At 70.8% G+C, this 22,924-nt stretch carries 20 protein-coding genes; 13 read left to right on the forward strand and 7 right to left on the reverse strand.

Annotated elements, in window-relative coordinates; translation table 11 throughout:
- Positions 1-2: 2 nt before the first annotated feature.
- From LUM46_RS10930 to LUM46_RS10940, 3 genes are all read left to right on the forward strand, one after another.
- Positions 3-995: an ABC transporter permease gene (locus tag LUM46_RS10930; RefSeq protein WP_274993911.1), complete on the forward strand. Its 993-nt coding sequence runs from the start codon at positions 3-5 to the stop codon at positions 993-995.
- Positions 996-1,105: 110 nt separating this feature from the next.
- Complete coding sequence (locus tag LUM46_RS10935) at positions 1,106-2,596, forward strand: aldehyde dehydrogenase family protein (RefSeq protein WP_274993913.1); 1,491 nt, start codon at positions 1,106-1,108, stop codon at positions 2,594-2,596.
- 134 nt (positions 2,597-2,730) lie between these two features.
- Positions 2,731-8,493 (forward strand): LamG-like jellyroll fold domain-containing protein, encoded by a 5,763-nt coding sequence (locus LUM46_RS10940; RefSeq protein WP_274993914.1) that lies wholly within the window; start codon positions 2,731-2,733, stop codon positions 8,491-8,493.
- A gap of 66 nt (positions 8,494-8,559) precedes the next feature.
- Here LUM46_RS10940 and LUM46_RS10945 read toward each other — a convergent pair whose 3' ends face one another.
- Complete coding sequence (locus tag LUM46_RS10945) at positions 8,560-8,784, reverse strand: tautomerase family protein (RefSeq protein ID WP_274993916.1); 225 nt, start codon at positions 8,782-8,784, stop codon at positions 8,560-8,562.
- Between the two features lie 193 nt (positions 8,785-8,977).
- Here LUM46_RS10945 and LUM46_RS10950 point away from each other — a divergent pair, with 193 nt between their 5' ends.
- Entirely contained in the window at positions 8,978-9,679 is a 702-nt protein-coding gene (locus LUM46_RS10950) for a YcnI family copper-binding membrane protein (RefSeq protein WP_274993917.1), read from the forward strand.
- Positions 9,676-11,370 carry a copper resistance CopC/CopD family protein gene (locus tag LUM46_RS10955; RefSeq protein WP_274993918.1) on the forward strand — a complete coding sequence of 565 codons (1,695 nt, stop codon included), beginning with the start codon at positions 9,676-9,678 and terminating at the stop codon, positions 11,368-11,370. Before LUM46_RS10950 ends, LUM46_RS10955 begins: the two co-directional genes overlap by 4 nt.
- Before the next feature lie 3 nt (positions 11,371-11,373).
- Here LUM46_RS10955 and LUM46_RS10960 read toward each other — a convergent pair whose 3' ends face one another.
- Positions 11,374-12,117, reverse strand: coding sequence for a saccharopine dehydrogenase family protein (locus tag LUM46_RS10960; RefSeq protein WP_274993919.1), 744 nt, complete (start codon positions 12,115-12,117; stop codon positions 11,374-11,376).
- Between the two features lie 131 nt (positions 12,118-12,248).
- A complete protein-coding gene (locus LUM46_RS10965) occupies positions 12,249-12,413 on the reverse strand; it encodes a hypothetical protein (RefSeq protein ID WP_274993920.1) in 165 nt (54 codons plus the stop codon).
- Between the two features lie 71 nt (positions 12,414-12,484).
- Between LUM46_RS10965 and LUM46_RS10970 the strand changes: the two genes are divergently transcribed.
- The 3 genes from LUM46_RS10970 to LUM46_RS10980 are packed head-to-tail and all read left to right on the forward strand — an operon-like array spanning position 12,485 to position 14,617.
- Positions 12,485-13,441, forward strand: a complete 957-nt coding sequence (locus tag LUM46_RS10970; RefSeq protein WP_274993921.1) for a helix-turn-helix domain-containing protein — start codon at positions 12,485-12,487, stop codon at positions 13,439-13,441.
- Positions 13,442-13,478: 37 nt separating this feature from the next.
- Positions 13,479-14,084, forward strand: coding sequence for a histidine phosphatase family protein (locus LUM46_RS10975; protein WP_274993922.1), 606 nt, complete (start codon positions 13,479-13,481; stop codon positions 14,082-14,084).
- 23 nt (positions 14,085-14,107) lie between these two features.
- On the forward strand, positions 14,108-14,617 hold the full coding sequence (locus LUM46_RS10980; RefSeq protein ID WP_274993923.1) for an SMI1/KNR4 family protein: 510 nt from the start codon (positions 14,108-14,110) through the stop codon (positions 14,615-14,617).
- On the opposite strand, the gene LUM46_RS10985 is transcribed toward LUM46_RS10980, so the two are convergent.
- On the reverse strand, positions 14,595-15,359 hold the full coding sequence (locus LUM46_RS10985; RefSeq protein ID WP_274993925.1) for a phosphotransferase family protein: 765 nt from the start codon (positions 15,357-15,359) through the stop codon (positions 14,595-14,597). The two genes, LUM46_RS10980 and LUM46_RS10985, sit on opposite strands and share 23 nt — an antisense overlap.
- Positions 15,360-15,499: 140 nt before the next feature.
- Between LUM46_RS10985 and LUM46_RS10990 the strand changes: the two genes are divergently transcribed.
- Together LUM46_RS10990 and LUM46_RS10995 are read left to right on the forward strand one after the other, a co-directional pair.
- Positions 15,500-15,901, forward strand: a complete 402-nt coding sequence (locus LUM46_RS10990; protein WP_274993927.1) for a four-helix bundle copper-binding protein — start codon at positions 15,500-15,502, stop codon at positions 15,899-15,901.
- Between the two features lie 25 nt (positions 15,902-15,926).
- On the forward strand, positions 15,927-16,433 hold the full coding sequence (locus LUM46_RS10995) for a DUF421 domain-containing protein (RefSeq protein WP_274993928.1): 507 nt from the start codon (positions 15,927-15,929) through the stop codon (positions 16,431-16,433).
- 15 nt (positions 16,434-16,448) lie between these two features.
- Here the strand turns inward: LUM46_RS10995 and LUM46_RS11000 are convergent, their stop codons facing one another.
- Positions 16,449-16,814 carry a hypothetical protein gene (locus LUM46_RS11000; RefSeq protein WP_274993929.1) on the reverse strand — a complete coding sequence of 122 codons (366 nt, stop codon included), beginning with the start codon at positions 16,812-16,814 and terminating at the stop codon, positions 16,449-16,451.
- 394 nt (positions 16,815-17,208) lie between these two features.
- Between LUM46_RS11000 and LUM46_RS11005 the strand changes: the two genes are divergently transcribed.
- Entirely contained in the window at positions 17,209-18,837 is a 1,629-nt protein-coding gene (locus LUM46_RS11005) for a cellulase family glycosylhydrolase (protein WP_274993930.1), read from the forward strand.
- Positions 18,838-18,961: 124 nt separating this feature from the next.
- Positions 18,962-19,198, forward strand: a complete 237-nt coding sequence (locus tag LUM46_RS11010; protein WP_274993932.1) for a glycine zipper domain-containing protein — start codon at positions 18,962-18,964, stop codon at positions 19,196-19,198.
- A gap of 130 nt (positions 19,199-19,328) precedes the next feature.
- Here LUM46_RS11010 and LUM46_RS11015 read toward each other — a convergent pair whose 3' ends face one another.
- Positions 19,329-20,633 carry an RICIN domain-containing protein gene (locus LUM46_RS11015; protein WP_274993933.1) on the reverse strand — a complete coding sequence of 435 codons (1,305 nt, stop codon included), beginning with the start codon at positions 20,631-20,633 and terminating at the stop codon, positions 19,329-19,331.
- Positions 20,634-20,683: 50 nt separating this feature from the next.
- Complete coding sequence (locus LUM46_RS11020) at positions 20,684-22,156, reverse strand: family 43 glycosylhydrolase (RefSeq protein ID WP_274993935.1); 1,473 nt, start codon at positions 22,154-22,156, stop codon at positions 20,684-20,686.
- A 382-nt stretch (positions 22,157-22,538) separates the two neighbouring features.
- Here LUM46_RS11020 and LUM46_RS11025 point away from each other — a divergent pair.
- Positions 22,539-22,924 (forward strand): manganese catalase family protein (locus LUM46_RS11025; protein ID WP_274993936.1); only part of this gene is annotated, 386 nt, incomplete at its 3' end.

Consider the following 22,924-nt stretch of genomic DNA (forward strand, 5'->3'; position numbering starts at 1 on the left):
CCATGTCCGCACCCGTTCTCACCACACCGGCCCCCGACGCCGTCGTCCCCGGCCGGCCGACCGTGGGCCAGCGGCTCACGTCGTTCATGCCGGTCATCGCTCTCGTCGTGCTGCTGGCGGCGCTGACCGTCGCCGACCCGGGCTTCCTGACCCTGAGCAGCCTCACGGCCGCTGTCCGCACCTCGGCGCCGCTCGTCGTGCTCGCAGCCGGTGCCACGCTGGTGGTCCTGTGCGGTGGCATCGACCTGTCGATCGCCGCGCTCTGCTCACTGGCGACCGTGTTCTTCGCACTGTGGCTGCCCGACCTGGGCGGGCTCACCACGTTCGCGATCATCGCGGCCACGGGCGCCATCGGCGCGCTGCAGGGCGTCGCGCACGTGCTGTTCCGGATCCCGTCGTTCATCGTCACGCTGGGCGGGATGAGCATCTTCAGCGCGATCGCCCTGGTGATCTCCGACGCCGGCCCGGTCCGGGTGGTCGACCGGGACGCCACCAACTGGCTCACGCTCTACGTCGGCGGCGTGGTGCCGATGGCGTTCGTCGTCGCGCTGGTCCTCGTCGCGGCCGTCTCCCTGGTGCTCCGGCTCACCCCGCTGGAGAGCTGGATCCGGGCCACCGGCTACTCCGAGTCGGCGGCCCGGCTGGCCGGCGCGCCGGTGGACCGGGTCAAGATCGCCGCCTTCACGGTCTCCGGTGCGTGCGCCGGCCTGGCTGCCGTCATGCTGGTCTCCCGGAACTTCAGCGGCAGCCCCACGATGGCGGACAATCTGCTGCTGCCGGCGGTCGCGGCCATCGTCGTGGGTGGCACCGCCATCACCGGAGGCCACGGCTCGCTCTGGCGCAGCCTCGCCGGCGCGCTCGTGGTGACCCTGCTCCGGGTGGGGTTGCCGATCGTCGGCGTGCCGTCGGCCTACGAGCAGATCCTCTACGGCGCGATCATCGTCGCGGCCGTCGCGCTCACCCTCGACCGGTCGAAGGTGCTGATCATCAAGTAGCCACGACCCGACCTCGCCTCAGCGCACCACCGACCGTCGACCCAGACCTCGAACCCGCACCTCGAACCAGCACCCCCGAACCCGCACCTCGACAACACGGAAGGCTCTCCATGACCGAGAATCCGCAGCTCCTGCCCGCCGTCTCCTCGTTCCTCTCCTCGCCCAAGCAGCTGCTGATCGACGGCGAGTGGGTGGACGCCAAGGAGGGCCAGACCTTCGCCACGGTGAATCCCGCGACGGAGGAGGTCCTCGTCCAGGTCGCCCAGGCCTCTGCGGTCGACGCCGACCGCGCGGTCACCGCCGCCCGCAACGCCTTTGAGCACGGTTCGCCCTGGTCCAGGATGACCCCGCGTGACCGCTCGCACCTGCTGTGGCGCATCGGCGACCTGATCGAGGAGCGCACCGAGGAGTTCGCGCAGCTCGAGTCCCTGGACAACGGCAAGAGCCTCGCGTCCGCCCGGGGTGACGTCGGCGTGGCCGCCGAGCTGTTCCGCTACTTCGCCGGCTGGGCCACCAAGATGGAGGGCACGACGATCCCGATGTCGGTGCCCGGCCGCGACTTCCACGCCTACACGCGCCGCGAGGCCATCGGCGTCGTGGCCGGCATCGTGCCGTGGAACTTCCCCCTCACGATGGCCGCATTCAAGATCGTCCCGTCCATCACCGCGGGCAACACCGTCGTGCTCAAGCCGGCCGAGCAGACGCCGCTCACCGCGCTCCGCCTCGGCGAGCTGCTGCTGGAGGCGGGTGTCCCGGCCGGTGTCGTCAACGTCCTGCCCGGGTTCGGGGACGCGGGTGCCGCCCTGGTCGACCACCCCGGCGTGGACAAGGTCGCCTTCACCGGCAGCACCGAGGTCGGCAAGAAGATCGCCGCCGGCGCGTCGAAGAACCTCAAGAAGGTGTCGCTGGAGCTCGGCGGCAAGGCGCCCAACATCATCTTCGCCGACGCCGACCTCGACGCTGCGATCGCCGGCGCCGCCCTGGCCGGCTACTTCAACGAGGGCCAGTGCTGCGTCAACGGCTCGCGCCTGTACGTCCAGCGCGAGGTGTTCGACCAGGTGGTCGAGGGCGTCGCCGCGGCGGCCCGGGCCATCACGGTGGGCGACGCGTTCGACCCGGCAACCACCATGGGGCCGCTGGTCTCGCAGGAGCAGCACGAGAAGGTCATGGGCTACGTCCGTGGGGCGGTCGCCGACGGCGCCACGCTCGCCGCGGGCAGCGCCGACGCGGCCGCCGACCGCGGCTACTTCTTCTCCCCGACGCTGATCACCGACGTCACCGAGCAGATGGCCGTCCAGACCGACGAGATCTTCGGCCCCGTGATCACCGCCATCCCGTTCGACACCGAGGACGAGGTGGTCGCCGCGGCCAACAACACCGTCTACGGCCTCGCGGCCGGCGTGTGGTCGCGCGACCTCAGCACCGCCCACCGGGTCGGGGGACGGCTGCGAGCCGGCACGGTCTGGCTCAACACCTGGCACGCGGACGACGTCACGCTCCCGCGGGGCGGCTTCAAGCAGTCCGGCTGGGGCCGTGAGCTGGGGTCGTTCGGCCTGGACGACTACACGGAGCTCAAGACGGTCATCGCAGAGCTGCGCTGACCCGAGACCGGCACCACAGGAAGCAGCACCACAGGAAACAGCAGCACCCAGGGACCGGACTGGGTGGCCGGCCCGCGGGCCGGCCACCCGGGCCGTCGTCCTGCCCACCACCACGTGCGAAAAGGGATTCAACGATGAACCTGCTACGCAGACCTGACCGGCGGCGCACCGCGCGCCGCCTCCACCGAGCACCCGCCCGCCTGGCGGCGCTGCTGGCCGCCGCCCTGGTGGCCGTACCTCTCGCGAGCGGCGTCGCGCAGGCCGCCCCCACGTCCTCAGCTGCCCAGACCGCCGTGGGTTCCGTCGACGACGGCGTGCTGCGGGTCCTGCTGTTCTACAAGCCCAACTTCCACGCCTCGCACGTCCAGGCCCGTCAGGCCGTGCGTGACCTCGCCACGCAGCTGGGCACCGAGTACTCCCAGCCCGTGGAGATCCAGGAGACCGAGGACGCCGCCGCGTTCACGACGGAGAACCTCGCGACCAAGGACGCCGTGGTCTTCGCCCAGACCGGAGGCGTGCTGTTCGACGTGGCCCAGCGGGCCGCGCTGGAGGGTTACATCCGCGACGGTGGCGGGTACATGGGCCTGCACTACACCGGCTGGTCGGTGGGGCAGAGCGAGCATGACGTGAACCCGTTCTACGCCCGGCTCGTGGGCGCGATGTCCGAGGGTCACCCCGAGAACCCCGCGGTGCGCCCGGGCCGGGTGGTGGTCAAGGACGCCACGCACCCGCTGACCCAGGGGCTGCCGGACGAGTTCACCCGCAGCGACGAGTGGTACGACTGGCTGGTCAACCCGGCCCCGAACGTGCGCACCCTGCTGGGCGCCGACGAGTCGTCGTACGGCGGCGGCAACAACGGCACGAACCACCCGATCACCTGGTGCCAGGAGATCGACGCGGGCCGGTCCTGGTACACGGGGATGGGGCACGAGGGCTCGGCGTACGCCGAGGCCCCGATCCGGACCCAGATGAAGAACGGCCTGGCCTTCTCCGCCGGCCTGCTCGAGGCCGACTGCTCACCGCCCGACAAGTCCGAGCAGGGCTCGTGGAGCGGCGTGACCCCCTGGCCGCTGGTCCCGATCAACGCGGCGCTGACGTCCGACGGCAAGGTCCAGTCGTTCGGCAGCGTCTCCTCGGGCTGCACCGACAGCACGCCCTACGACTTCGGCGGCAACTCGTGCGTCACCCAGGGCGGCCAGATGGAGATCGACGTCTGGGACCCGGCCGAGGAACGCACGACGGCCAACGTGAGCGACGGCGTCGTGACGAACTCGACGTACACCGACCTGTTCTGCTCGATGCAGGTCCAGATGCCGCACCGGCGGGCCACGATGACCGTCGGCGGTGACGACGGCCTGGGCGGCAACGCGCCCAACGACGCCTCGCTCGGCGTCACGAGCTACACGACCAACCAGGGCCTGCGCACCGAGGCCCCGATGAACTTCCCACGCTGGTATCCCACGGGCACCACCCTGCCCGACGGCTCGGTCGTGGTGCAGGGCGGCAGCCTCAAGGGAGGCCCGGGCGGTCCCGGCGTCCTGACCCCGGAGATCTACACCCCCGACCAGGGCAGCTCCTGGAAGCTCCTGGAGGGCGCCACCAGCGCGGCCGCGTACGGTGACGGCGGCAACGGCAACGGACCCGATGAGAACCGCTGGTGGTACCCGCGCGCGTTCGTCGCGCCGGGCAACGGCAACGTCTTCAACATCACCGGCACCCAGATGTACGAGCTCGACCCGTCGGGCGACGGCGAGGTGATCCTCCGGGGCACCCTGCCCGCGGACGTCGCGAACCAGGGCGGGCTCGGCAACCCGGTCGGTGCCACGTCCACGGCGACGATGTACCGTCCCGGCAAGATCCTGCAGGTCGGCGGCGGCTGGTGGGCCAACGGCGGCGGTCCCGAGGGCGCTCGTGCCGGCTTCACCGTCGACATCACCGGCGGCACCGACGCCCCGGTGGTCGAGGCGACCGAGCCGATGAAGCACCAGCGGCACTGGGCCACCTCCACCGTGCTGCCCGACGGCACCGTGATCGTCACCGGCGGTTCGCGGGACAACAACGGCAACGGCGGCTACGTGACCACCGCCGAGATCTGGAACCCCGACACCGGCGAGTGGACGGAGGTGGAGGTGCCCTACGAGCACGCCCGCCTGTACCACTCGACCGCGCTGCTCCTGCCCGACGGCCGCCTGATGGTGGGCGGCGGCGGCACCCCGGGGCCGCGCAACTACACGGACGTGGAGTTCTACTCCCCGGCCTACCTGTTCGACGGCGCCGAGCCGGCGGCGCGCCCGGAGGTCACGGGCGTGCCGAAGAAGATCGGCTACGACGGCACCTTCGACGTGCAGGCCGACGGCGAGGTCTCCCGCGTCACGCTGGTCCGCAACGGCTCCGTGACGCACGGGTTCAACAACGACCAGAACTTCCAGGACCTGGCGTTCGCCCAGGACGGCGGCGACCTCACCATCGAGACGCCGGTCGACGGCACCTACGCCCCGCCCGGTGCCTACATGCTCTTCGTCTTCGACGAGGACGGCACACCGTCGGTCGCCGACATCGTCCAGATCGACCCGACGGTCGAGATGGACGCCCGCTCCCCGCACCTGGTCGACCAGCTCGAGTACCCGCGCATCCCGGCGGAGTGGCGCTCCGCCAACCCGCCGGCGGTCGTGGACGTCGAGCCGGGCAACGGCCGCATGTCCCCGTGGGAGGTCGACAGCGAGGTCCAGCTCGTCCGGGCCGCCGCGGCCAGCCAGGGCGGCCTCGGCGCCACGGGCTATCACCTCGGCGTGGGCAGCGAGGGCAGCCTGACCCGCACGGTCAAGGGTCTCGACCCGGGCCGTGAGTACCGCATCTCGTTGCGCTACGCCCGCGACAGCCGGTCCGCCGGCACCGCACCAGGCACGGCCGACCTCTCGATCGGCAACCTGTCGACGACCCTGACGGCAGCACCGGACGTGTCGTCGCAGCAGAAGTTCGGGAAGTACGTCGGCACCTTCGTCGCCGGAGCGCGGTCGCAGGACCTGACCATCACCGCCGGCGACTCCGGCGCGGGCGTCATGATCGACGACCTGGTGGTCGTGGGCTCCGACCCCGGCGCGTCCGACGTCCCCGTGCACTACGAGCTCGACGAGGGTTCCGGCGCCAGGGCCGCCAACACCGGCACCGACGATGCGGTGGGCGCGGCCACGCTCACGGGCACGACCGGCTGGAGCGACAGCGGAGTGTTCGGGGGCGCCGCCGACTTCGCCGGCGGGACCAACGCGAACGCGGTGGACCTGCCCGACAACCTGCTCCAGGGCGAGGAGAGCTTCACCACCTCGTTCTGGGTGCGGCCGGAGACGACGTCGGACTGGGCGGGCCTGTTCCACATCGGGGACGGGCTCGAAGGAGCGGGCAGCTTCTTCCAGATCCAGCTGCAGACCAACGCCGCCGGCGCCACCGGGCTCGCGGCGACGTTCAAGGCCAAGGGCGCCGCGCTGCAGGAACGGGTCTACGCCACACCGACCCGTGACGTGACCGTCGACGAGTGGAACCACGTGGCGTTCACCCGGCAGGGTGCGACCGGCACGCTGTACCTCGACGGCGAGCCGATCGCGTCCCGCGACGACCTGACGATCGACATGGCCGACGTCGGGCCGACGTCGAACAACTGGCTGGGCCGCAACGGCTTCCCGGACCCGGCCTACGACGGCCTCATGGACGACGTCCGGGTGTATACCTCGGCGCTCGGGGACGCCGACATCGCGGCCCTGTACGACGACGGCAGCGCGCTCGCCACGACCACCGAGGTCACCGTCGAGCCGGCCTCGCCGTCTCCGTTCGGCGAGCCGGTGACCGTCTCCGCCGCCATCGCGGCCGGGGCCGGCGAGGCACCTTCGGGTGTCGCCGAGCTGTGGGTCGACGCGGCCCGTGTCGGTGGTCAGGTCGACGTGGCCGACGGCGCGGTGCGGTTCACCGACGTGGCTCTCTCACCGGGGGAGCACGAGGTGGAGGTGCGCTTCCTCGCCGACGACGGGTGGCGCGACTCCGCGCAGACCGTCAAGCACACGGTCGAGCGGCCGCCGCCGGGCGAGGGCACGCCGATCCACTACGCCTTCGACGAGGGCCAGGGCACCACGGCGGCCAACAAGGGACTGGACAGCTCGGTGGGCGCTGCGACGCTCACCGGATCGGCCGGCTGGACCCCGGACGGCAGGTTCGGTGCGGGGGTCAACCTGCCCGGCGGCGCGGCGGGGACGGGTAACCAGGTCGAGCTGCCCGACAACATCGAGGCGGGCATGGACGACCAGTTCAGCGTCTCGGTCTGGGCCCGCCCGGACGCGCTGCCCACCTGGGTGCCGCTGCTCCAGATCGGGAGCAGCACCGACACGTTCTTCCTGCTGCAGTCCAACACCCAGACCAGCGGAGCCACCGGCTTCGCCGCGACGTTCAAGGCGCCGGGCACCCCGGGCAGCGCCCAGGAGCGTCTGGTCCTGGGCCAGGACAACGACCTGGCGCTGAACGAGTGGACGCACGTGGTGTTCACCCAGAGCGGCTCGGTCGGGAAGATCTACTTCGACGGCGAGCTGCAGGCCACCCGCGAGGACTTCACCATCAACATCGGTGACATCGGGGTGGGCGGCCAGACGACGACCAACCTCATCGGCGGCACGAGCTGGCCGGACGCCCGCTGGGACGGCCTGGTCGACGACTTCCGGATGTTCGGGTACGAGCTGACCGGCGAGCAGGTGGCCCAGCTCCATGCCGGCCCGGCGGCCAACGTGGCCCCCGTGGGCGCCGCCGACGCCTACGGGACCGTCGAGGACGAGCCGCTGACCGTGGACGCCCCCGGCGTCCTGGCCAACGACACGGACGCCGACGGCGACGACCTGACCGCGACGGGGCTCACGCAGCCCGCCCACGGTGCGGTCGACCTGGCCGCGGACGGTTCGTTCACCTACACGCCAGACAGCGGGTTCGCAGGTACCGACACGTTCACCTACAAGGCCTCCGACGGGACCGCGACATCGGCGGCCACGACGGTGACGCTCACCGTGGAGGAGGGGGAGCAGCCGCCGGTCAACACCGCTCCGGAGGCGGTTCCTGACGCCTACGCCGCCGTGGGCGGCGAGCCGCTCACGCTCCCGGCGCCAGGCGTCCTCGCCAACGACACCGACGCCGACGGCAACGTGCTGACCGCGACCGGGGTGACCCAGCCCGCCAACGGCAAGGTCACGCTGGAGGCGGACGGGTCCTTCACGTACACCTCCGACGCCGGGTTCTCCGGCAAGGACGTCTTCACCTACCGCGCCGACGACGGGGAGGACCGCTCCGCGCCGGCGACGGTGACCATCACGGTGCGGTCGCCCGCGGTGACGGCGGTGGCCGGAGTGGCGCTGCCGATCACCTACGGCACGGCGGGCACGGTCTCGGTGGCGGTCTCACCGGCCACGGCCACGGGCCGGGTCGAGCTGTCCGACGGCGAGACGGCACTCGCGGAGGCCACGATCGCGGACGGGCGAGGAACCCTGGTTCTCCCGGCCACCTCGTTGGCGCCGGGGGTGTACGACCTGACCCTCCGCTACGGGGGCGACGCCGATCACCGGGCGTCGTCGTCGCGAGTCCGGGTCGTGGTGGAGAAGGTGGTGCCGACCATGGAGATCTCGGCGACGAAGGCCTCGGGGAACAAGGCGGTGGTCACCGTGTCGCTCACCGCGGCGAACGACGTCCGGGTGACCGGCGAGGTGCGGCTCGCGGTCCAGGGCGGTCAGACGCTCCTCGGGACCGTGCAGAACGGTCGCGCCCTCTTCGAGGTGCCGAGGCCGAAGAAGGGTGACCTGACGCTGACCGCGTCCTACCTGGGCAGCGAGCTCGCGCTCGCGGCCGAGACCAAGGTGACGGTCAGGGTGCGGTAGCAGGAAAGGCGTGGGCCCGGAGGACGGATCCTCCGGGCCCACGCCCCGCTTCGGTGGTGCTGCCGGTCAGTCGTCGGCCAGCGCGGCGACCACACCGGCGCGGCTCTCGTCCTCGCTGGCCAGCACACCGCCGTTGGCGACGATGTCGGGGGTGATCTCGCTGAAGACCATGCGGACGTCCTGGCGCCGGGCGCCCAGGATCTCGACGGCGCTGTCGGCCACGGCCTTGGCGAACTCGCGACGCTGCTCGACGGTGCGGCCACGCAGCAGCTCGACGGTGATGTTGGGCATCTTTTCCCTCCGGGGGTTGGCCGCTCCGCACACCTCCACGTGTTCACGGGTGCGACCTCGATTCGGTGACATGAACCACCGTACGGGCGCGATGGCCGCGCCGTCCATGATTTCGAGACTTCGGTTCACATTCTTGACAGCGGTTCGGCATGCTGATTCGGTGTGCTGGCCATCTCCACAGGCGGGGAGCCCCATGCAGCGCACGACCATCACCCGACGCGTGACCCTGTCCGGGCTCGCGGCCGCCGTCCTCGTGACCCTCGGGTCGGTGACGGCGGCGGCCCACGTGACCATCACGCCGTCGACCACCGCCGCGGGCGCCACCGCCGTGCTCCGGCTCGAGATCCCGCACGGGTGCGAGGGCTCGGCGACGACCGCGGTCTCCGTCCGGATGCCCGAGGACGTCGCGGACGTGACCGCCTCCGGCACCGACCGCTGGACGGTCGACCAGGCTCCCGATGCCCTGACCTGGACGACCGACGAGCCCCTCCCGGACGGGGAGCATGCAGAGGTCGAGCTCACCGTGCGCCTGCCCGACGACACCGGCGCGACGCTCGTCTTCCCGGTGATCCAGAAGTGCGAGGACGGTGAGGCGGCCTGGACCGAGGTTGCCGAGCACGGCGAGGGTGCCGAGCATTTGGAGGGTGATGAGCACGGCGCGGGGCACGAGGAGCTCGACCGGCCGGCGCCGGTCCTCGTCGTGACTGCTGGTGACAACGCCGGCAAGGTCGCCGCCGACGCCGACGGCAGCAGCTCCCGCGAACCGGAGCCGGCGAGCGCGGCCGACGGCGCCGCGGACCGCGGCCCCCTGATCACCTACGGTGCGGCAGGCATCCTGGCCGCGGGCATCCTGGCGGGAGGGGCGGTCCTGCTGCGGCGCCGCCGGAACCGGTGACGCGCCTCGACGTGATGACGTACCGGGATGCGGGGCGGCGTACGACCGGCCTGCTGCTCCTGGTCGCCGTCGTCTGGGTGCTCCTCCTCGGCTCGGCCGGCAGCGCGGCGGCCCACGCGACCCTCGTGCGCACGGATCCGGCGCAGGGCGAGGTGCTGGAGACCGCCCCCGAACGGATCACCTTCAGCTTCAACGAGTCGGTGATCGGTGTTCCGGCGGGTATCAAGGTGTTCGACGCGGCAGGGGACGAGGTGGCGTCTTCGGCCTCGGTGAGCGCGTCGCAGCTGTTCGTCGACCTCGACGAGGAGGTTGGGGACGGCACGCTCGTGGTCGTGTGGCGCCTCGTGTCGGAGGACGGGCACCCGATCGGTGGCTCGCTGAGCTTCGCGGTCGGCGCCCCCAGCGACGTCGTCGACGTATCGACGGACGGAGCGGACGCCCCTACCGACGCGCCCCTGGGTCTCAGCCTGGTTCGCGGGCTCGGCTACGTGGGCCTCCTCCTGGCCGCGGGCGTGGCCGCCTTCGCCGTCCTGTTCCTCCCGCGGGACCGCGCCGCCGACCGCTCGCGCGCCCGGATCCGTCCGGTCGCGCGCGTCGCGGCCGGTGCCGCCGCGCTCGGCTGGGTGACGGCCGTGCCGCTGGTCGCGCTCTACCAGCTCGGCCTGCCGGCGTCGGCGATCACCGACGGCTCCACCTGGTCGTCGCTCGCGCCGACCGAATACGTGGTTCCCGCGGCGGTGGTCGCGGGGCTCGCGCTGGCCGCGGGGTCGCTCCCGAGGGCAGCCGCCGCGGGCCGGACGAGGGTCGCCCTGGTGCTGGCCGGCTGCGCCCTGGCGGTCGCCGCACCCGCGTTCACCGGCCACACGCGGGCCGCCACGCCCGAGGCGCTGGTGATGGGCGTGGACGTGCTGCACCTCGCTGCCGGATCCCTCTGGCTCGGCGGCCTGGTCGCGATCGCCCTGGTGCTGGGCGACCTCGCCCGCGGCGACTCCGGCATCGTCGCGCTTGCCAGGTTCTCCACCTGGGCGGCCGTCCTGCTGGCCGTGCTCGTGCTCGCCGGATCCTTCCTGGCCTGGCGGGTCGCCGGGAGCTGGGACGCCCTCGTCGGCTCCGGCTACGGGAACCTCCTGCTCGTCAAGGTCCTCGCCGCGCTGGTCGCCGTCGCCATCGCCGCCTGGAACAGGTGCTCCCTGCTGCCACGCCTCCGCACGGCGCCCCGTCGCCGGGACCAGAGCTCCCCGGCCACCACGCTGCTGATCCGTGCGGCGCTCGCGGAGGCGGGTGTGCTGATCGTGGTCCTGGTCGTCACCGGCTTCCTGGTGGACCGGAGCCCTGAGACCGACACGGCCGCCACCTCCGTCGAGGAGTCGGCGTCGAGTGCGGGGGAGCCGGTGGTGCTGGGCCAGATCTCCGCGCGGATCGCCCTGGATCCGCCAGCCGTCGGACCGGCGACCCTCACCATCACCATGACCGACGCGCTCGGGGAGCCCGCCGAGGGCTACGAGGCGCCCCGGCTCAGCCTGAAGTCCGCCGAGGTGGATCTCGGTGAGGTGGAGGTCGCCTCGCTCGGTCCGGGCGTCTATGCCGGCGAGGTCGTGCTGCCGACAGGGGGTGAGTGGGAGGTGCAGGTCTCGATGCGCACCACGGAGTTCGACAACCCGGTGCGGACGGTGACGTTCCGGGTGCCCTGACGGTCACCCGGCGTCGAGCGGCAGCCCCACCGTGAGGTGCGGGGCCAGCGCGCCGAGGAAGTCGCGGGCGTCGAAGGCCGCGCCAGCCGAGACGACACCGGTGGTCCGGGCGCGCCCGGTGAGGATGCGGTCGACGGCTTCCACCGCGAGCGGGGCGCTGATGGCGTAGATGTCCTGGCCGGACGCGGTCAACCGGCGTTCTGCCCCACCGGAGCGGACGACGACGTCGACGACGAAGGTCTGTGCGGACCGGCCCCGGTCGTCCACGGCTGCCGGGGCGGCCGCGTTCGGCGCGGCGAGGTCCGCGGCGGCGATCGTGGTCATGTAGGTACGCACCTCACGTACCGCCAGGTGGCTCGGGACGGTCACGACGTCGGCCATGGTGAACTCGCCGATGACCTGCTGGGGTCCCAGCGGTTCGGGGAACGGCCACTCGAGGGTCGGGCGTGCGTCGTCGTGGTACTGCAGCCGCCCTTGGGCGAAACGGACCCCGCGACCGCCGCGACGGCCGCCCGAGACCGTTCCCGCGGCGAGCGTGCCCGCCGTCGGGTGCCACCTGCTGAGGCCGTAGGCGACGTGCACCTCGTCGACTGCCGTCCAGGAGCCCGCCGCTGCCGTCACGAGCAGGTCGCCCAGCCCGCCGAAGAAGGCCATCGCCGGGACCACGACGGTGCCCGCTTCGCGGGCGCGCCCCGCGAAGTGCTCGAACGTGTCGACGTTGGCCTCGATCTCGGCTGCGACGTCCACGTACGGGATCCGCGCCCGGGTGCCGCCTCGACCACCGGCGCGGCGGTCGTCGCGAACGGCCCAGCGCAGTTGATCACGGCGACCGCGCCGGCGAGCGCCCGGTCGAGCGAGGCTGGGTCGTCGGCCGAGGCCTAGCGGCTCTCGAGACCCGGCAGGGCGGAGGACAGCGCCGACAGCTTGGCGGGATCGCGGCCGATCAGGACCGGGGCGTATCCCCGCTCCAGCAGCTCGGCGACCACAAAGCGTCCGGTGTGTCCGTAGGCCCCGAAGACGGCCACGTTCAGGTTCGTTGTCATGTGGACGATCCTGTCGCGGGGGCCGGCCGCTGCCCAGTGTCCAGAACGACGTGATGCGTACACTTTCGGACATGACGACCGCACCACGCTCCGTCGCGATCGCCGCCACCAACGGGATGCTCCACTTCGAGCTGGCCATCGCCTTCGAGGTCTTCGGTTCCGCGCCGGGCGCCGTCCCCGGCCCCTGGTACGACGTCGCCGTGTGCGGGTCGCGCACCGTGCGGGCCGGACACTTCATGATCGAGCCGGACTCTGGGCTCGACCGGCTTGCGCAGGCAGAGACGGTGATCGTGCCCGCGGTGGCCGACGTCGACCAGGCGCCGCCGGACGACCTCGTCGAGGCCGTACGCGCGGCTCACCGGGCCGGTGCACGCGTCGCGTCCCTGTGCACGGGCGCGTTCGTCCTGGCCGCCGCGGGACTGCTGGACGGGCGGCGCGCGACCACCCACTGGGCCCACGCTCAGGACCTCGCCAACCGCTATCCCCGGGTGACGGTCGATCCCAGCGTGCTCTACGTCGACGAGGGCACCGTCCTGACGTCAGCCGGCAAGGCTGCGGCGATGGACCTGTCGCTCCACATCGTCCGCCGCGACCACGGGTCGACGGTCGCCAACGTGGTCGCCCGTCGCCTGGTCGTACCTCCGCACCGGCCGGGCGGCCAGGCGCAGTACGTCGCCACGCCGGTGCCCGCGCGGGACGGGCACGCTCTGGCGGGCCTGCTGCCCTGGATCGTGCAGCGGCTCGATCAGCCGCTCACGGTCGAGGACCTCGCCCGCCAAGCGAACATGAGCTCGCGCCACCTGGCCCGCAACTTCCACGCCGTCACCGGAACGACGCCGCTGCAGTGGCTGCTCACGCAGCGGATCGGGCGGGCACGGGAGCTTCTGGAGACGACGGACGACGGGATCGACACGGTTGCGTCCGCGGCGGGCATGGGGACGGCGACCACGCTGCGCCGCCACTTCCAGCGAGCGGTGGGCGTCGCACCCGACGCTTACCGGCGCACCTTCCGCACGGCACGCGGTTGACCTTCGACGTCACTGGTTCCCAGGGGGTGGGGCCGTCGTGAACCTGTATCTGGTGCGCCACGGGCGCCCCGCCCCTGACCATTCCGTGCCGGCTTCGGAGTGGGCGCTGGATCCCGCCCACGAGGACGACATCGTCAGGTTCGGCGCCGCAGGCAGGCTGCCCGAAGACGCGGCGTGGTTCACCTCGCCCGAGCCCAAGGCCGCCCGCACCGCGGAGCTGTTGGCGGGCCGGCCCGTCGACATCGTGCAGGAGCTGCGCGAGCACGAGCGCGCGGCCGGCCGGGTCGAGGACTTCCCGGCGGCCGTCGCGGAGGCGTTCGCCCGGCCCGACGACGTCGTGCACGACGGCTGGGAGCCGCTGACCCGCACGCGGGCGCGGGTGGGCGCCGTCGTCCGGCGCATCCTCGCCGAGCAGGCCGGTCGGGACGTGGTGCTGGTGGGGCACGGGACCGCATGGACGGTGCTGGTCACGGAGCTCACCGGGGCGGAGCCGGACCTGGACCGGTGGCGCGGGCTGCGGATGCCGGACGTGATCGTCGTCGACGGGCAGGGGCTGGACGGCGAAGGACGCTCCTCAGTGCGTGTGGCTCGACGACCTCGAGCGTGGCCTCGACCAACGACCCGGAGGAACGCAACTACGTGACAAGCGCTCAGCAACTGATCGAGATGGCACCTCTCACGCCGCCGGCCGGCCCGCTCGACTGGGAACAGGTCGAGCGCCAGCTCGGGGCGGCCGTGCCTCAGGACTACCGTGAGCTCCTCGACGCAGGTGGTGGCGGACTCTGGCTGGACTACCTGAGGCTCTTCGTTCCGGTGCCCGGCCCTGGTCTCAAGCACGTTGATCTCGAGCGGTCAGGGCTGGAGTGGGAACAGCTCCAGGACCTGTTCGAGGACGAGGTCGTGGAACCACCGGACGATCTCGACCCCGGTGTCCGGCTGCTGCCCTGGGCCTCGACCGGCTCGGGGGTCACGCTCTACTGGGAGGTCTCACCCGAGGCGGCTGCCGGTTCGTACCCGATCCGGGTCTCGGACCGGAACGGCGATCTGTGGGAGAGGTGCGACCAGCTCAGCACCGACCTTCTCCTCGCGGCTGTCCAGGGCGAGCTGGAGAGTGAGCTGCTGGACGAGTCGTGGATGGACCGCGAGGCGCTCTTCACGCCGTACGCCGTCGAGTAGCGGCACGCAGCACGTCGACCTCGCAGCCCGGCGCGGCCGGGTCGAAGCCGTGCTCGACGAGCCAGCGGATCGCCAGCAGGCTCCGCAACGACCACCACGCGCGGACCACCTCGAGGTTGACGGCGGCGCCGTAGCCGGCAACGACGTCGTCCAGGTGCTCCTCGTGCCCGAGCGTCAGGATGGCCAGGTCGAACAGGCCGTCGCCCCGGCTCGCCTCTGACCAGTCGATCACGCCGGTGACCTCGTTGTCCTCGACGAACACGTGGGCGAGCTGCAGGTCACCGTGGATGAACACCGGCGCCCACGGCCGGAGCGCTGCCTCGGCGATCTCGCGGTTGTGCGTGACCAGGTCGGCGGGCAGCACACCGTTGGTGACGAGCCACTCGCACTCGGCGTCGAGCTCCGCGGAGAGCTCGTCGGGGCTGCGGCCTGGCCAGGGCGGCAGCGGGGCGTCGTGCAGCTTCCGGACGGCGGCGCCCGCAGCGGCCCATGCCGACGACGACGCCGGCGACGGCTCGCCGAGGCGACCCAGCGCCCTCCCGGGGAGAGCGGCGAGCGCGAGCACGGGCGGCTTGCGCCAGAGGATCTGCGGGGTCGGGATCGGCGCCAGGGTCATCGCCTCGACCTCGACGTCGGTGCGCCGCTGGTCGCCGTCGACCTTCAGGAACACGTCGCCGACGCGCAGGGTCGCGCAGGCCTGATGGGCGACGACTACTCGGACCTCTTCCAGGTCGGCTCTCATGACGGCCATTGTCGTGAGGAGCCGCCGCCGGAGTCACCGGATTTGTTCGGCAGCAGGATGCGAGTGGCCACACCGCTTCCTAGCGTGGAGCGGTCGGCGTTGCCGACGACCGAGCTGTCGACACGGATCGAGGGAGAACGATGAGAGCGACCGAGATGCTGCAGACCTATCCCAAGACCATGAACCTCGACCGGGAGCTTCTGGCGGGCGCCATCGAGGCGATCGTGGGCTGCTCCCAGGCGTGCACGGCGTGCGCGGACGCGTGCCTGAGCGAGGACTCGGTCGCCGACCTGCGCAAGTGCGTCCGGACCAACCTGGACTGTGCCGATGTCTGTGACGCCACCTCGCGTGTGCTGTCGCGGCACACCGGCTACGACGCGAACATCAGCCGTGCGCTGCTGGAGGCGTGTATCGCCGCGTGCCGGGCCTGTGGTGACGAGTGCGAGCAGCACGCGAGCATGCACGAGCACTGCCGGGTGTGTGCGGAGGCGTGCCGTGCGTGCGAAGCCGCCTGCCAGGACCTGCTGAGCAGCATGAGCTGAGACCACTGCCCGAGAGGAGCGGGACGTGTGGTTCGACTCATGGGGTGATCTGCTGCGCGTGCTCGCCGTGGGGGCGGCCGCCTACGCCGTGCTGGTGCTGGTGCTCCGGCTGTCGGGCAAGCGCACGCTCGCCAAGCTCAACGCCTTCGATCTCGTGGTCACCGTGGCCCTCGGATCGACGCTGGCGACGATCCTGCTCAGTGCGGATGTCGCCTGGGCGGAGGGGGTGACGGCCTTCGTCGTCCTCGTGCTGCTGCAGCTGCTCGTGTCCTGGAGCACGTCGCACGTGGGGCCCGGCAGGTCCGTGGTGACCGCACGTCCCACCACGGTGGTGCGCGACGGTGTGCTGGACGATGCGGCGATGGCGAAGCAACGTCTCACACCGGCGGAGGTGCGGCAGGCCGTGCGGAGCACCGGGGCGGGCGGGCTCGACCAGGTGGCCAGGGTCGTGCTGGAGACGGACGGCACGCTCAGCGTCATCACGGCGAGCAAGCTCGGCGACAGCACGGCCCTGGAGCCCGAGGACCGCTGACCTGCCTGCGACCGCCTACTTGAGCAGCTGGTCCGCGGCGACGGACAGCTGCACCTGGTCGCCGACGACCGAGGCGATCTCCCTCGGTTCGACGTAGCGATGCCCGGAGAACAGCCCGCGGGCATCCACCCGGATATAGCCGACACGGGTGAGCTGGTCCTGTGCCTGCTGGTTCAGCTCGCTGCCGGCACGGAACGCGTCGGCGATCCACGTGACAGGACCGCCGGGCTCGTCGGGCGACTGGCCTGCGCCGGTGGCTGCGCCGGCGTCGGCCAGGTGGACCTCGTCGACGGTCCCGACGGTCTCACCACTGGCGTCGACGACGGTCATCCCTGTCGTGACGTCGCGAATCGGCCCCGTGGGCCCGGTGAACTCGGTCATGGTCGTCCTCCTCTTCATATGTCCTGCTGAGTGTCCTGCTGAGTGCTGGCGACCTGGGCGATCGTGCTCTCGATGCTGCCCCGTCCCGCGGGAGCTCGCACCTGGGTGCCCGGTGCCACGGAGGGTCGTCCACGGCGGCTCGAAGCGCTTCGATACCGTTCTCTGGCCCGCGAGGTCGAAAGATCGGCCCATCAGGTCGATATGTGGGCTTTGAGGGCTTGCGTACCTTCTGGGCTGAGTTCTATCGTGTTGAAGCGCTTCGAGGAACGGCTCCTTGAGGCACATGCTGGGCCGGCCACCATGCGGCGAGCGATCGCCGCACATCAACCACAGCGCGCTCGACGGCGAGCCGATCGGCCGACGAGCGACACCCGTGCGCGAAGAAGGGCACACCGTGAAGAAGCTCTCTTGGACGAAGCTCGCTGCTTCGACATCTCTCAGACGTCTGATCACCGGGACGCTCGCCGCGACGTTGGCGGTGGCCGTTTCCGCAACCGGCTCGGCGCCCCGGGCGTCGGCCGACACCGTGACACCGCTGAACGCATCGCAGATCGTCGCCGACATGGGCGCGGGCTGGAACCTGGGTAACAGCTTGGAGGCCAACTCCAACGGTTACCCGAGCGAGACCGCGTGGAACAACCCCACCGTCACCCAGGCTCTGATCGACCGGGTGCAGGCTGCGGGGTTCAAGACGATCCGGATCCCGGTCTCGTACCTGAACGCCATAGGTTCCGGCCCGAACTACACGATCGACACCGCGTGGCTGAACAGGGTCCAGCAGGTCGTCGACTACGCCTACGACCGGGGCATGTACGTCGTGATCAACATGCACGGCGACGGCTACAAGACCGTCACCGGCTCCTGGCTGATCTGCGACGCGTCCGACCAGACGACGATCAAGGCCAAGTACCAGAAGGCCTGGCAGCAGATCGCCACCAGGTTCCAGGGTTACGACCAGCGCCTGATCCTCGAGTCGATGAACGAGGAGTTCGACGGGCAGTACGGGAACCCCACTCAGCCGTGCTACTCGAACATCAACAGCTACAACCAGATCTTCGTCGACACCGTGCGCCAGGCCGGCGGGAACAACAGCTCGAGGTGGCTGCTCGTCCCGGGGTGGAACACGAACATCGACTACACCGCCGGGGACTACGGCTTCGTGATCCCGAAGGACACCCACCGGTCGCCCTCCATCCCCAGCAACGAGCAGCGGATCATGATCTCCGTCCACTACTACTCTCCGTGGGACTTCGCCGGAGAGGAGAACGGCACCATCACCCAGTGGGGTCCTGGCGCGACCGATCCTTCGAAGACGTCCACCTGGGGGCAGGAGGACTACCTGGACTCGCAGCTGAAGAAGACCTACGACGCCTTCGTCACCCGGGGTTACCCGGTCGTCGTCGGCGAGTACGGCGCGATCGACAAGTCGTCGCACGACTCGTCGAACAACCGGTACCGCGAGGACTTCGCGCGCACCCTGGTGGCCACCGCGAAGAAGTACGGGGCCAGCACCATCTACTGGGACAACGGCGTCAACGGGCAGTACGGGTTCGGGCTGTTCAACCGGTCGGCCAACTCGGTGACCCAGCAGGGCATCGTCAACGCCATCATGAGCGGCCTGGGTGGCACGGGCCAGTCCGGCTCGACCGCGATCGTGGGTGCGGCGTCGAACCGGTGCCTGGACATCCCGAGCTCCTCGACGGCGAACGGGACGCAGGCACAGCTGTGGGACTGCGCGTCGCGTGCGGGCCAGTCGTTCGCCCGAACGTCGGCCGGTGAGCTGAAGGTCAACGGCAAGTGCCTCGAGGCGGCAGGCTGGGGTACGGCCAACGGCACCAGGGCGACGATCTGGGACTGCACGGGCGGCGCGAACCAGCGGTGGACCGTGCACTCGAACGGCACGATCACCAACGTCCACAACAGGCTCTGCGTCGATGCCAACGGCGGAGGCACCGCCAACGGCACCCAGATCATCCTCTGGACCTGCAACGGCGGCAGCAACCAACGGTGGACCCTCCGATAGGACCGGCCGGCCAGGACCGACCGCAGCGGCCCCGGGCCAGGGCGGCACCGCGAGGCGGTGCCGCCCTGGAAAGATCAACCTCCGGGGGGAGGACTTGTGCGCCCCACCTCCCTACGTTGGGTACATGGCACACACCGCACGGGACGACCAGAGCGGAGGCGGCGACGCCCCGACCAACGGCTGGAACTGGGGGGCCGGCATCGCGGTCGGCCTCGGCATCGGGGTGGCGCTCGGCGTGGCGCTGGACAACCTCGCTGTCGGCATCGCGCTCGGTATGGCGTTCTTCCCGGTGTTCGCGATGGTGCAAGGCGGTGCCCCGGCGTCGGAGGACGAGGATCCCCGCGACGACGAGAGGCCCTAGGCGGCCAAGATGACCAGGTAGCTGGTGCCGGTGCCGGGCCTGGGCCGGCGCCAGCTACCTGGTCGTCTCTTGCGGTTCGACGTCCTGGACCGGAGCAACCGGCCGGGTCGACGTCGTTCGGCGGCTCAGGTCAGGCGCTGGCGCGCAGCCACTGCTGGTTGTTGCCGCCGTTGCAGGGGTAGATCTTCAGGATCGTGCCGTTCGACGTCGACCTCCCAGGGACGTCGACGCACTTGCCGCTGCGCCGGTCGACGATCTCGACGTAGCCGTTGCTCGTGTTCCGCAGCGTGAACTGCTGGTTGGTGCCGTTGTAGCAGTCGTACTGCTGGAGCTCGGAGCCGTCCGCGGTGCCGGAGACGTCGAGACACTTGCCGGAGTGGACGGAGCGGATCCGGACGTAGCCGGAGCCGGCGTCCTCGAAGGCCCAGCGCTGCCAGTTCTCCCCGTTCCACGCGTACTGGCCGACGCGGGCGTTGTTGTTCAGGTTGGGGTTCTGGACGTCCATGGCCAGGCCGCTGTGCCGGTTGGTGACGCGCTCGCCGGATGCCCCGGCGTAGGTGGTGTCGAGGATGACGGTGCCGTGCCGGCAGCCGGCGCAGCCCACCTGGGACAGGCCGCTCCAGGAGGTGAGGTCGGAGCTCGTCGAGGTCCACATGCCGCCGTTGGTGTACCGGTCGATGTAGGCGCGGTACGTGCCGTCCGCCTGCTGCACGACCGAGGGACCCTCGTGGTGCTGCTGCCACAGGTTCCCCTGGTTGGTCCAGCTGGTGAAGTCGGTCGAGGTCCATCGTTCGATCCACTTGGTGCTCTCGTTCTTCACGAACGCGTGGTAGGTCGAGCCGCGCTTCACGATGTACGTGTCGATGTGGTTGGCGGGGATGCCGAGCCGGGTCGGGCCGCTCCACGAGGTCAGGCCGCCGTTCTGGGCGGTGTACACGTACGGCACGAACTGGTGGTCCGAGGTGCCGAGGCTGACGACGACGCGGACCGTGCCGCCCTCGACGTAGAACTCGGGCGCCCAGGTGTAGGCCGTGCCGCTGATGCCGGCCGGGACGGAGGCCACGTGGGTCCAGTTCCGCAGGTCGGTGCTGCGCGCGATGTTGAAGTGGGTGGACTGCGTGGTCCAGGACTGGACCGTGTAGGCGATGTAGTACGTCCCGCCCGACTTGATGATGCTCGGGTCACGCAGCGCGCCCGAGGGGCCGCGGAAGTTGGTGTCCGCGAGGGTGCTGAAGCTGGTCGCGTTCGAGGAGGTGTAGACCCACAGCTCCTGGTCGGCGGCGGCGTCACCCTTGAACGTGGTGTAGATGTACGCGGTCGCCGCGTGGGCCGGGGGCGCGGTCACGACCTGCGTCACGGACAGGGCGATGGCGAGCGCGGCGAGGAGCGCGAGCACGCGGTGGCGTGCCGGGTGCGTGGGGACGGCGTGTGGCATGGGGACTCCTTTGTCTCGTTGCCTTGCGGGTCGGAGCGGCTGGTGGCAGGTCAGTCGACCAGCCGGAACGTGGCGTCCTGGCGGGCGGTGTCGCTGCCGATGGTGTCGATCCGGAGCCCATAGTCGGAGTGGCGGACGTACCGGTCGGGGAAGTTGTACGACTGGAACGAGGACCATCCGGAGCCGGCCAGCCCGGCGACCTGCTTGAACGTCGCGTCACTCCGGAACGTCGAGGACCCGTCGTTCGGCGCGAGCCGGAGCACGTAGTTGTCGTGCCGCAGGTAGTGGCCGGGGTAGTTCTCCGACTCGAACGAGACGTGGCCCGCGCCGCTGTTCGCCAGGCCCGCGACGACGCGGAACCTGCCGTCGAGCGCCGGGCTGACGTTCGGGTCGATCCGCACGGCGAAGTCCGCGTGGCGGACGTAACGGTCCTGGAAGTTGTAGGACTGCAGACGGCGCACCGGGACGGCACCGGGGTTGTTGTTCTCACCGGAGGGGCCGGCCAGGGGCGTCGAGGTCGAGACCGGGACGCCGAGGTTCGGGGTGCCGTCGGGGTTCCAGGAGATCCGCTGTGCCCGGCTGGTACGCGTGGTGCCGCACCCCTGGGAGGCCGAGGAGTTCGCGTGGTAGACGATCCAGTCCTCGGTGCCGTCGGGCGACTTGAAGAAGGTGTGGTGGGCCGGCCCGTACACGCCGTTGGCGTCGCTGCGCTGGAACAGCGGGTTGGGCATCTTGGTCCAGGCGCCGCGGTTCGTCGGGTCGGACCCGGTCAGCTCGAGCGCGCCGATCTTGTAGTCCGGCGTCTGGCAGAAGCTCGCCGAGTAGGTGAGGAAGGTACGGCCGCCGCGCTGCAGCACGTACGGGCCCTCGTTAACCGGGTTGCCCTGGGTCTCCCAGGAGAGCGTGGGCTGGGAGATCAGCGTGCCGTGCGCGGCGACCGTCCACGGGTTCGTCATCCGCGAGATGTACAGGTTCTGGGTGGCCCCCGACTCGAAGCTGCCGTTGTTCGTGAAGGCGGAGAAGACGAAGTAGTTGGTGCCGCCCACGGTCATGACGCTGCCGTCGATCGCCCACCCGTCGTTCGGCATGAGGTCGAGCTTGGCCTTGTAGGTGTACGGACCCATCGGGTCCGAACCGGCGCTCTCGAGCACGTGCTGACGCTGCCCACCGCAGCACGAGCTGGGGCCGGCCGAGTAGTACAGGTACCACTTGCCGTTGAGCTGGTGCAGGCTCGGGGCCCACATGTTCGACGTCGCGCCTGGCTGCGACATCTGGAACACCCGGGTCTCGGCCGCGGTCTTCAGCCCGGACAGGGTGGGCGACTTGCGGAGGTAGATGCTCCCGGTCCACGTGGTGGCCGCGTAGTAGTAGTTGCCGTCGTGGTAGCCCAGCCACGGGTCGGCGCTGTTGGGCGTGCCGACGATCGGGTTCTGGAAGTTCGAGCCGGGCGCGGCTGTGGCGACGGTGCCGGACAAGGTGAGGGGGAACAGTACCGCCAGCGCCGCCAGAGCGGCGACGAGCATGCGTGAGCCACGTCCTCGAGGGCGTGACTGATCTCTCCGTGCGTCCATGTCTCTCCTCCTTGAGAGTCAATGTGAGCGCTAACATCCGATCGAAGTGTCCCGGGCCTGCCGTGATGTGTCAATGCTTCGAACTGCCGGGGCCTCTTTTCCGGGTCATCCAGGGACTGCTCAGCGGGGCCCGCACGACGACGAGCCAGCGCCCCCTGACCACGTCTCCTGGGCGGTCGTGCGGTCCGCTCAGCCGTTCCTCCATGCCGCAGCCAGGCGCACGATCCTCGACGTGCGAGTGGTTGGCGCGGTTACGACAGTGGAGGGGTTGCTCGCCAGGGAGGAGGAGTGAACGAAGCACACCAGGCAACGTCCACACTGAGGGAGTACCGCTATGTTCTTCCACCGCCAGGAGCTGCAGCACAACGCCAAGCCAGCGAAGCCCGACGCCGTCTACGCCCGCAAGCTGCAGGAGGTGCTCGGTGGCCAGTACGGCGAGATCACCGTCGCCATGCAGTACGGCTTCCAGTCGTGGAACGCGCACATGCCAGGAAAGTACCGCGACCTGCTCTATGGGATCGGTGCCGAGGAGATGGGCCACGTCGAGATGCTCGCGACGATGATCGCGCAGCTGCTCGAGAAGGCACCGCTCGGTGTCACCGAGGGAGCGATGCAGGATGACCCGACGGTCGCCGCGATCATCGGTGGCACCGACCCGCAGCACGCCATCGTGGCCGGTGCGGGCGCCCGGCCGGTCGACTCCAACGGCAACCCGTGGAC

It is taken from the genome of Promicromonospora iranensis, from assembly GCF_028994805.1.
Lineage (GTDB): Bacteria > Actinomycetota > Actinomycetes > Actinomycetales > Cellulomonadaceae > Promicromonospora > Promicromonospora iranensis.

What these genes read in the sequence shown, in the direction of transcription:
- LUM46_RS10930 (WP_274993911.1), top strand. Translation starts at nt 3, where the DNA reads ATGTCCGCACCCGTTCTCACCACACCGGCCCCCGACGCCGTCGTCCCC.
- LUM46_RS10935 (WP_274993913.1), top strand. Translation starts at nt 1,106, where the DNA reads ATGACCGAGAATCCGCAGCTCCTGCCCGCCGTCTCCTCGTTCCTCTCC.
- LUM46_RS10940 (WP_274993914.1), top strand. Translation starts at nt 2,731, where the DNA reads ATGAACCTGCTACGCAGACCTGACCGGCGGCGCACCGCGCGCCGCCTC.
- LUM46_RS10945 (WP_274993916.1), bottom strand. Translation starts at nt 8,784, where the DNA reads ATGCCCAACATCACCGTCGAGCTGCTGCGTGGCCGCACCGTCGAGCAG.
- LUM46_RS10950 (WP_274993917.1), top strand. Translation starts at nt 8,978, where the DNA reads ATGCAGCGCACGACCATCACCCGACGCGTGACCCTGTCCGGGCTCGCG.
- LUM46_RS10965 (WP_274993920.1), bottom strand. Translation starts at nt 12,413, where the DNA reads ATGACAACGAACCTGAACGTGGCCGTCTTCGGGGCCTACGGACACACC.
- LUM46_RS10970 (WP_274993921.1), top strand. Translation starts at nt 12,485, where the DNA reads ATGACGACCGCACCACGCTCCGTCGCGATCGCCGCCACCAACGGGATG.
- LUM46_RS10980 (WP_274993923.1), top strand. Translation starts at nt 14,108, where the DNA reads ATGGCACCTCTCACGCCGCCGGCCGGCCCGCTCGACTGGGAACAGGTC.
- LUM46_RS10985 (WP_274993925.1), bottom strand. Translation starts at nt 15,359, where the DNA reads ATGAGAGCCGACCTGGAAGAGGTCCGAGTAGTCGTCGCCCATCAGGCC.
- LUM46_RS10990 (WP_274993927.1), top strand. Translation starts at nt 15,500, where the DNA reads ATGAGAGCGACCGAGATGCTGCAGACCTATCCCAAGACCATGAACCTC.
- LUM46_RS11000 (WP_274993929.1), bottom strand. Translation starts at nt 16,814, where the DNA reads ATGACCGAGTTCACCGGGCCCACGGGGCCGATTCGCGACGTCACGACA.
- LUM46_RS11010 (WP_274993932.1), top strand. Translation starts at nt 18,962, where the DNA reads ATGGCACACACCGCACGGGACGACCAGAGCGGAGGCGGCGACGCCCCG.
- LUM46_RS11015 (WP_274993933.1), bottom strand. Translation starts at nt 20,633, where the DNA reads ATGCCACACGCCGTCCCCACGCACCCGGCACGCCACCGCGTGCTCGCG.
- LUM46_RS11020 (WP_274993935.1), bottom strand. Translation starts at nt 22,156, where the DNA reads ATGCTCGTCGCCGCTCTGGCGGCGCTGGCGGTACTGTTCCCCCTCACC.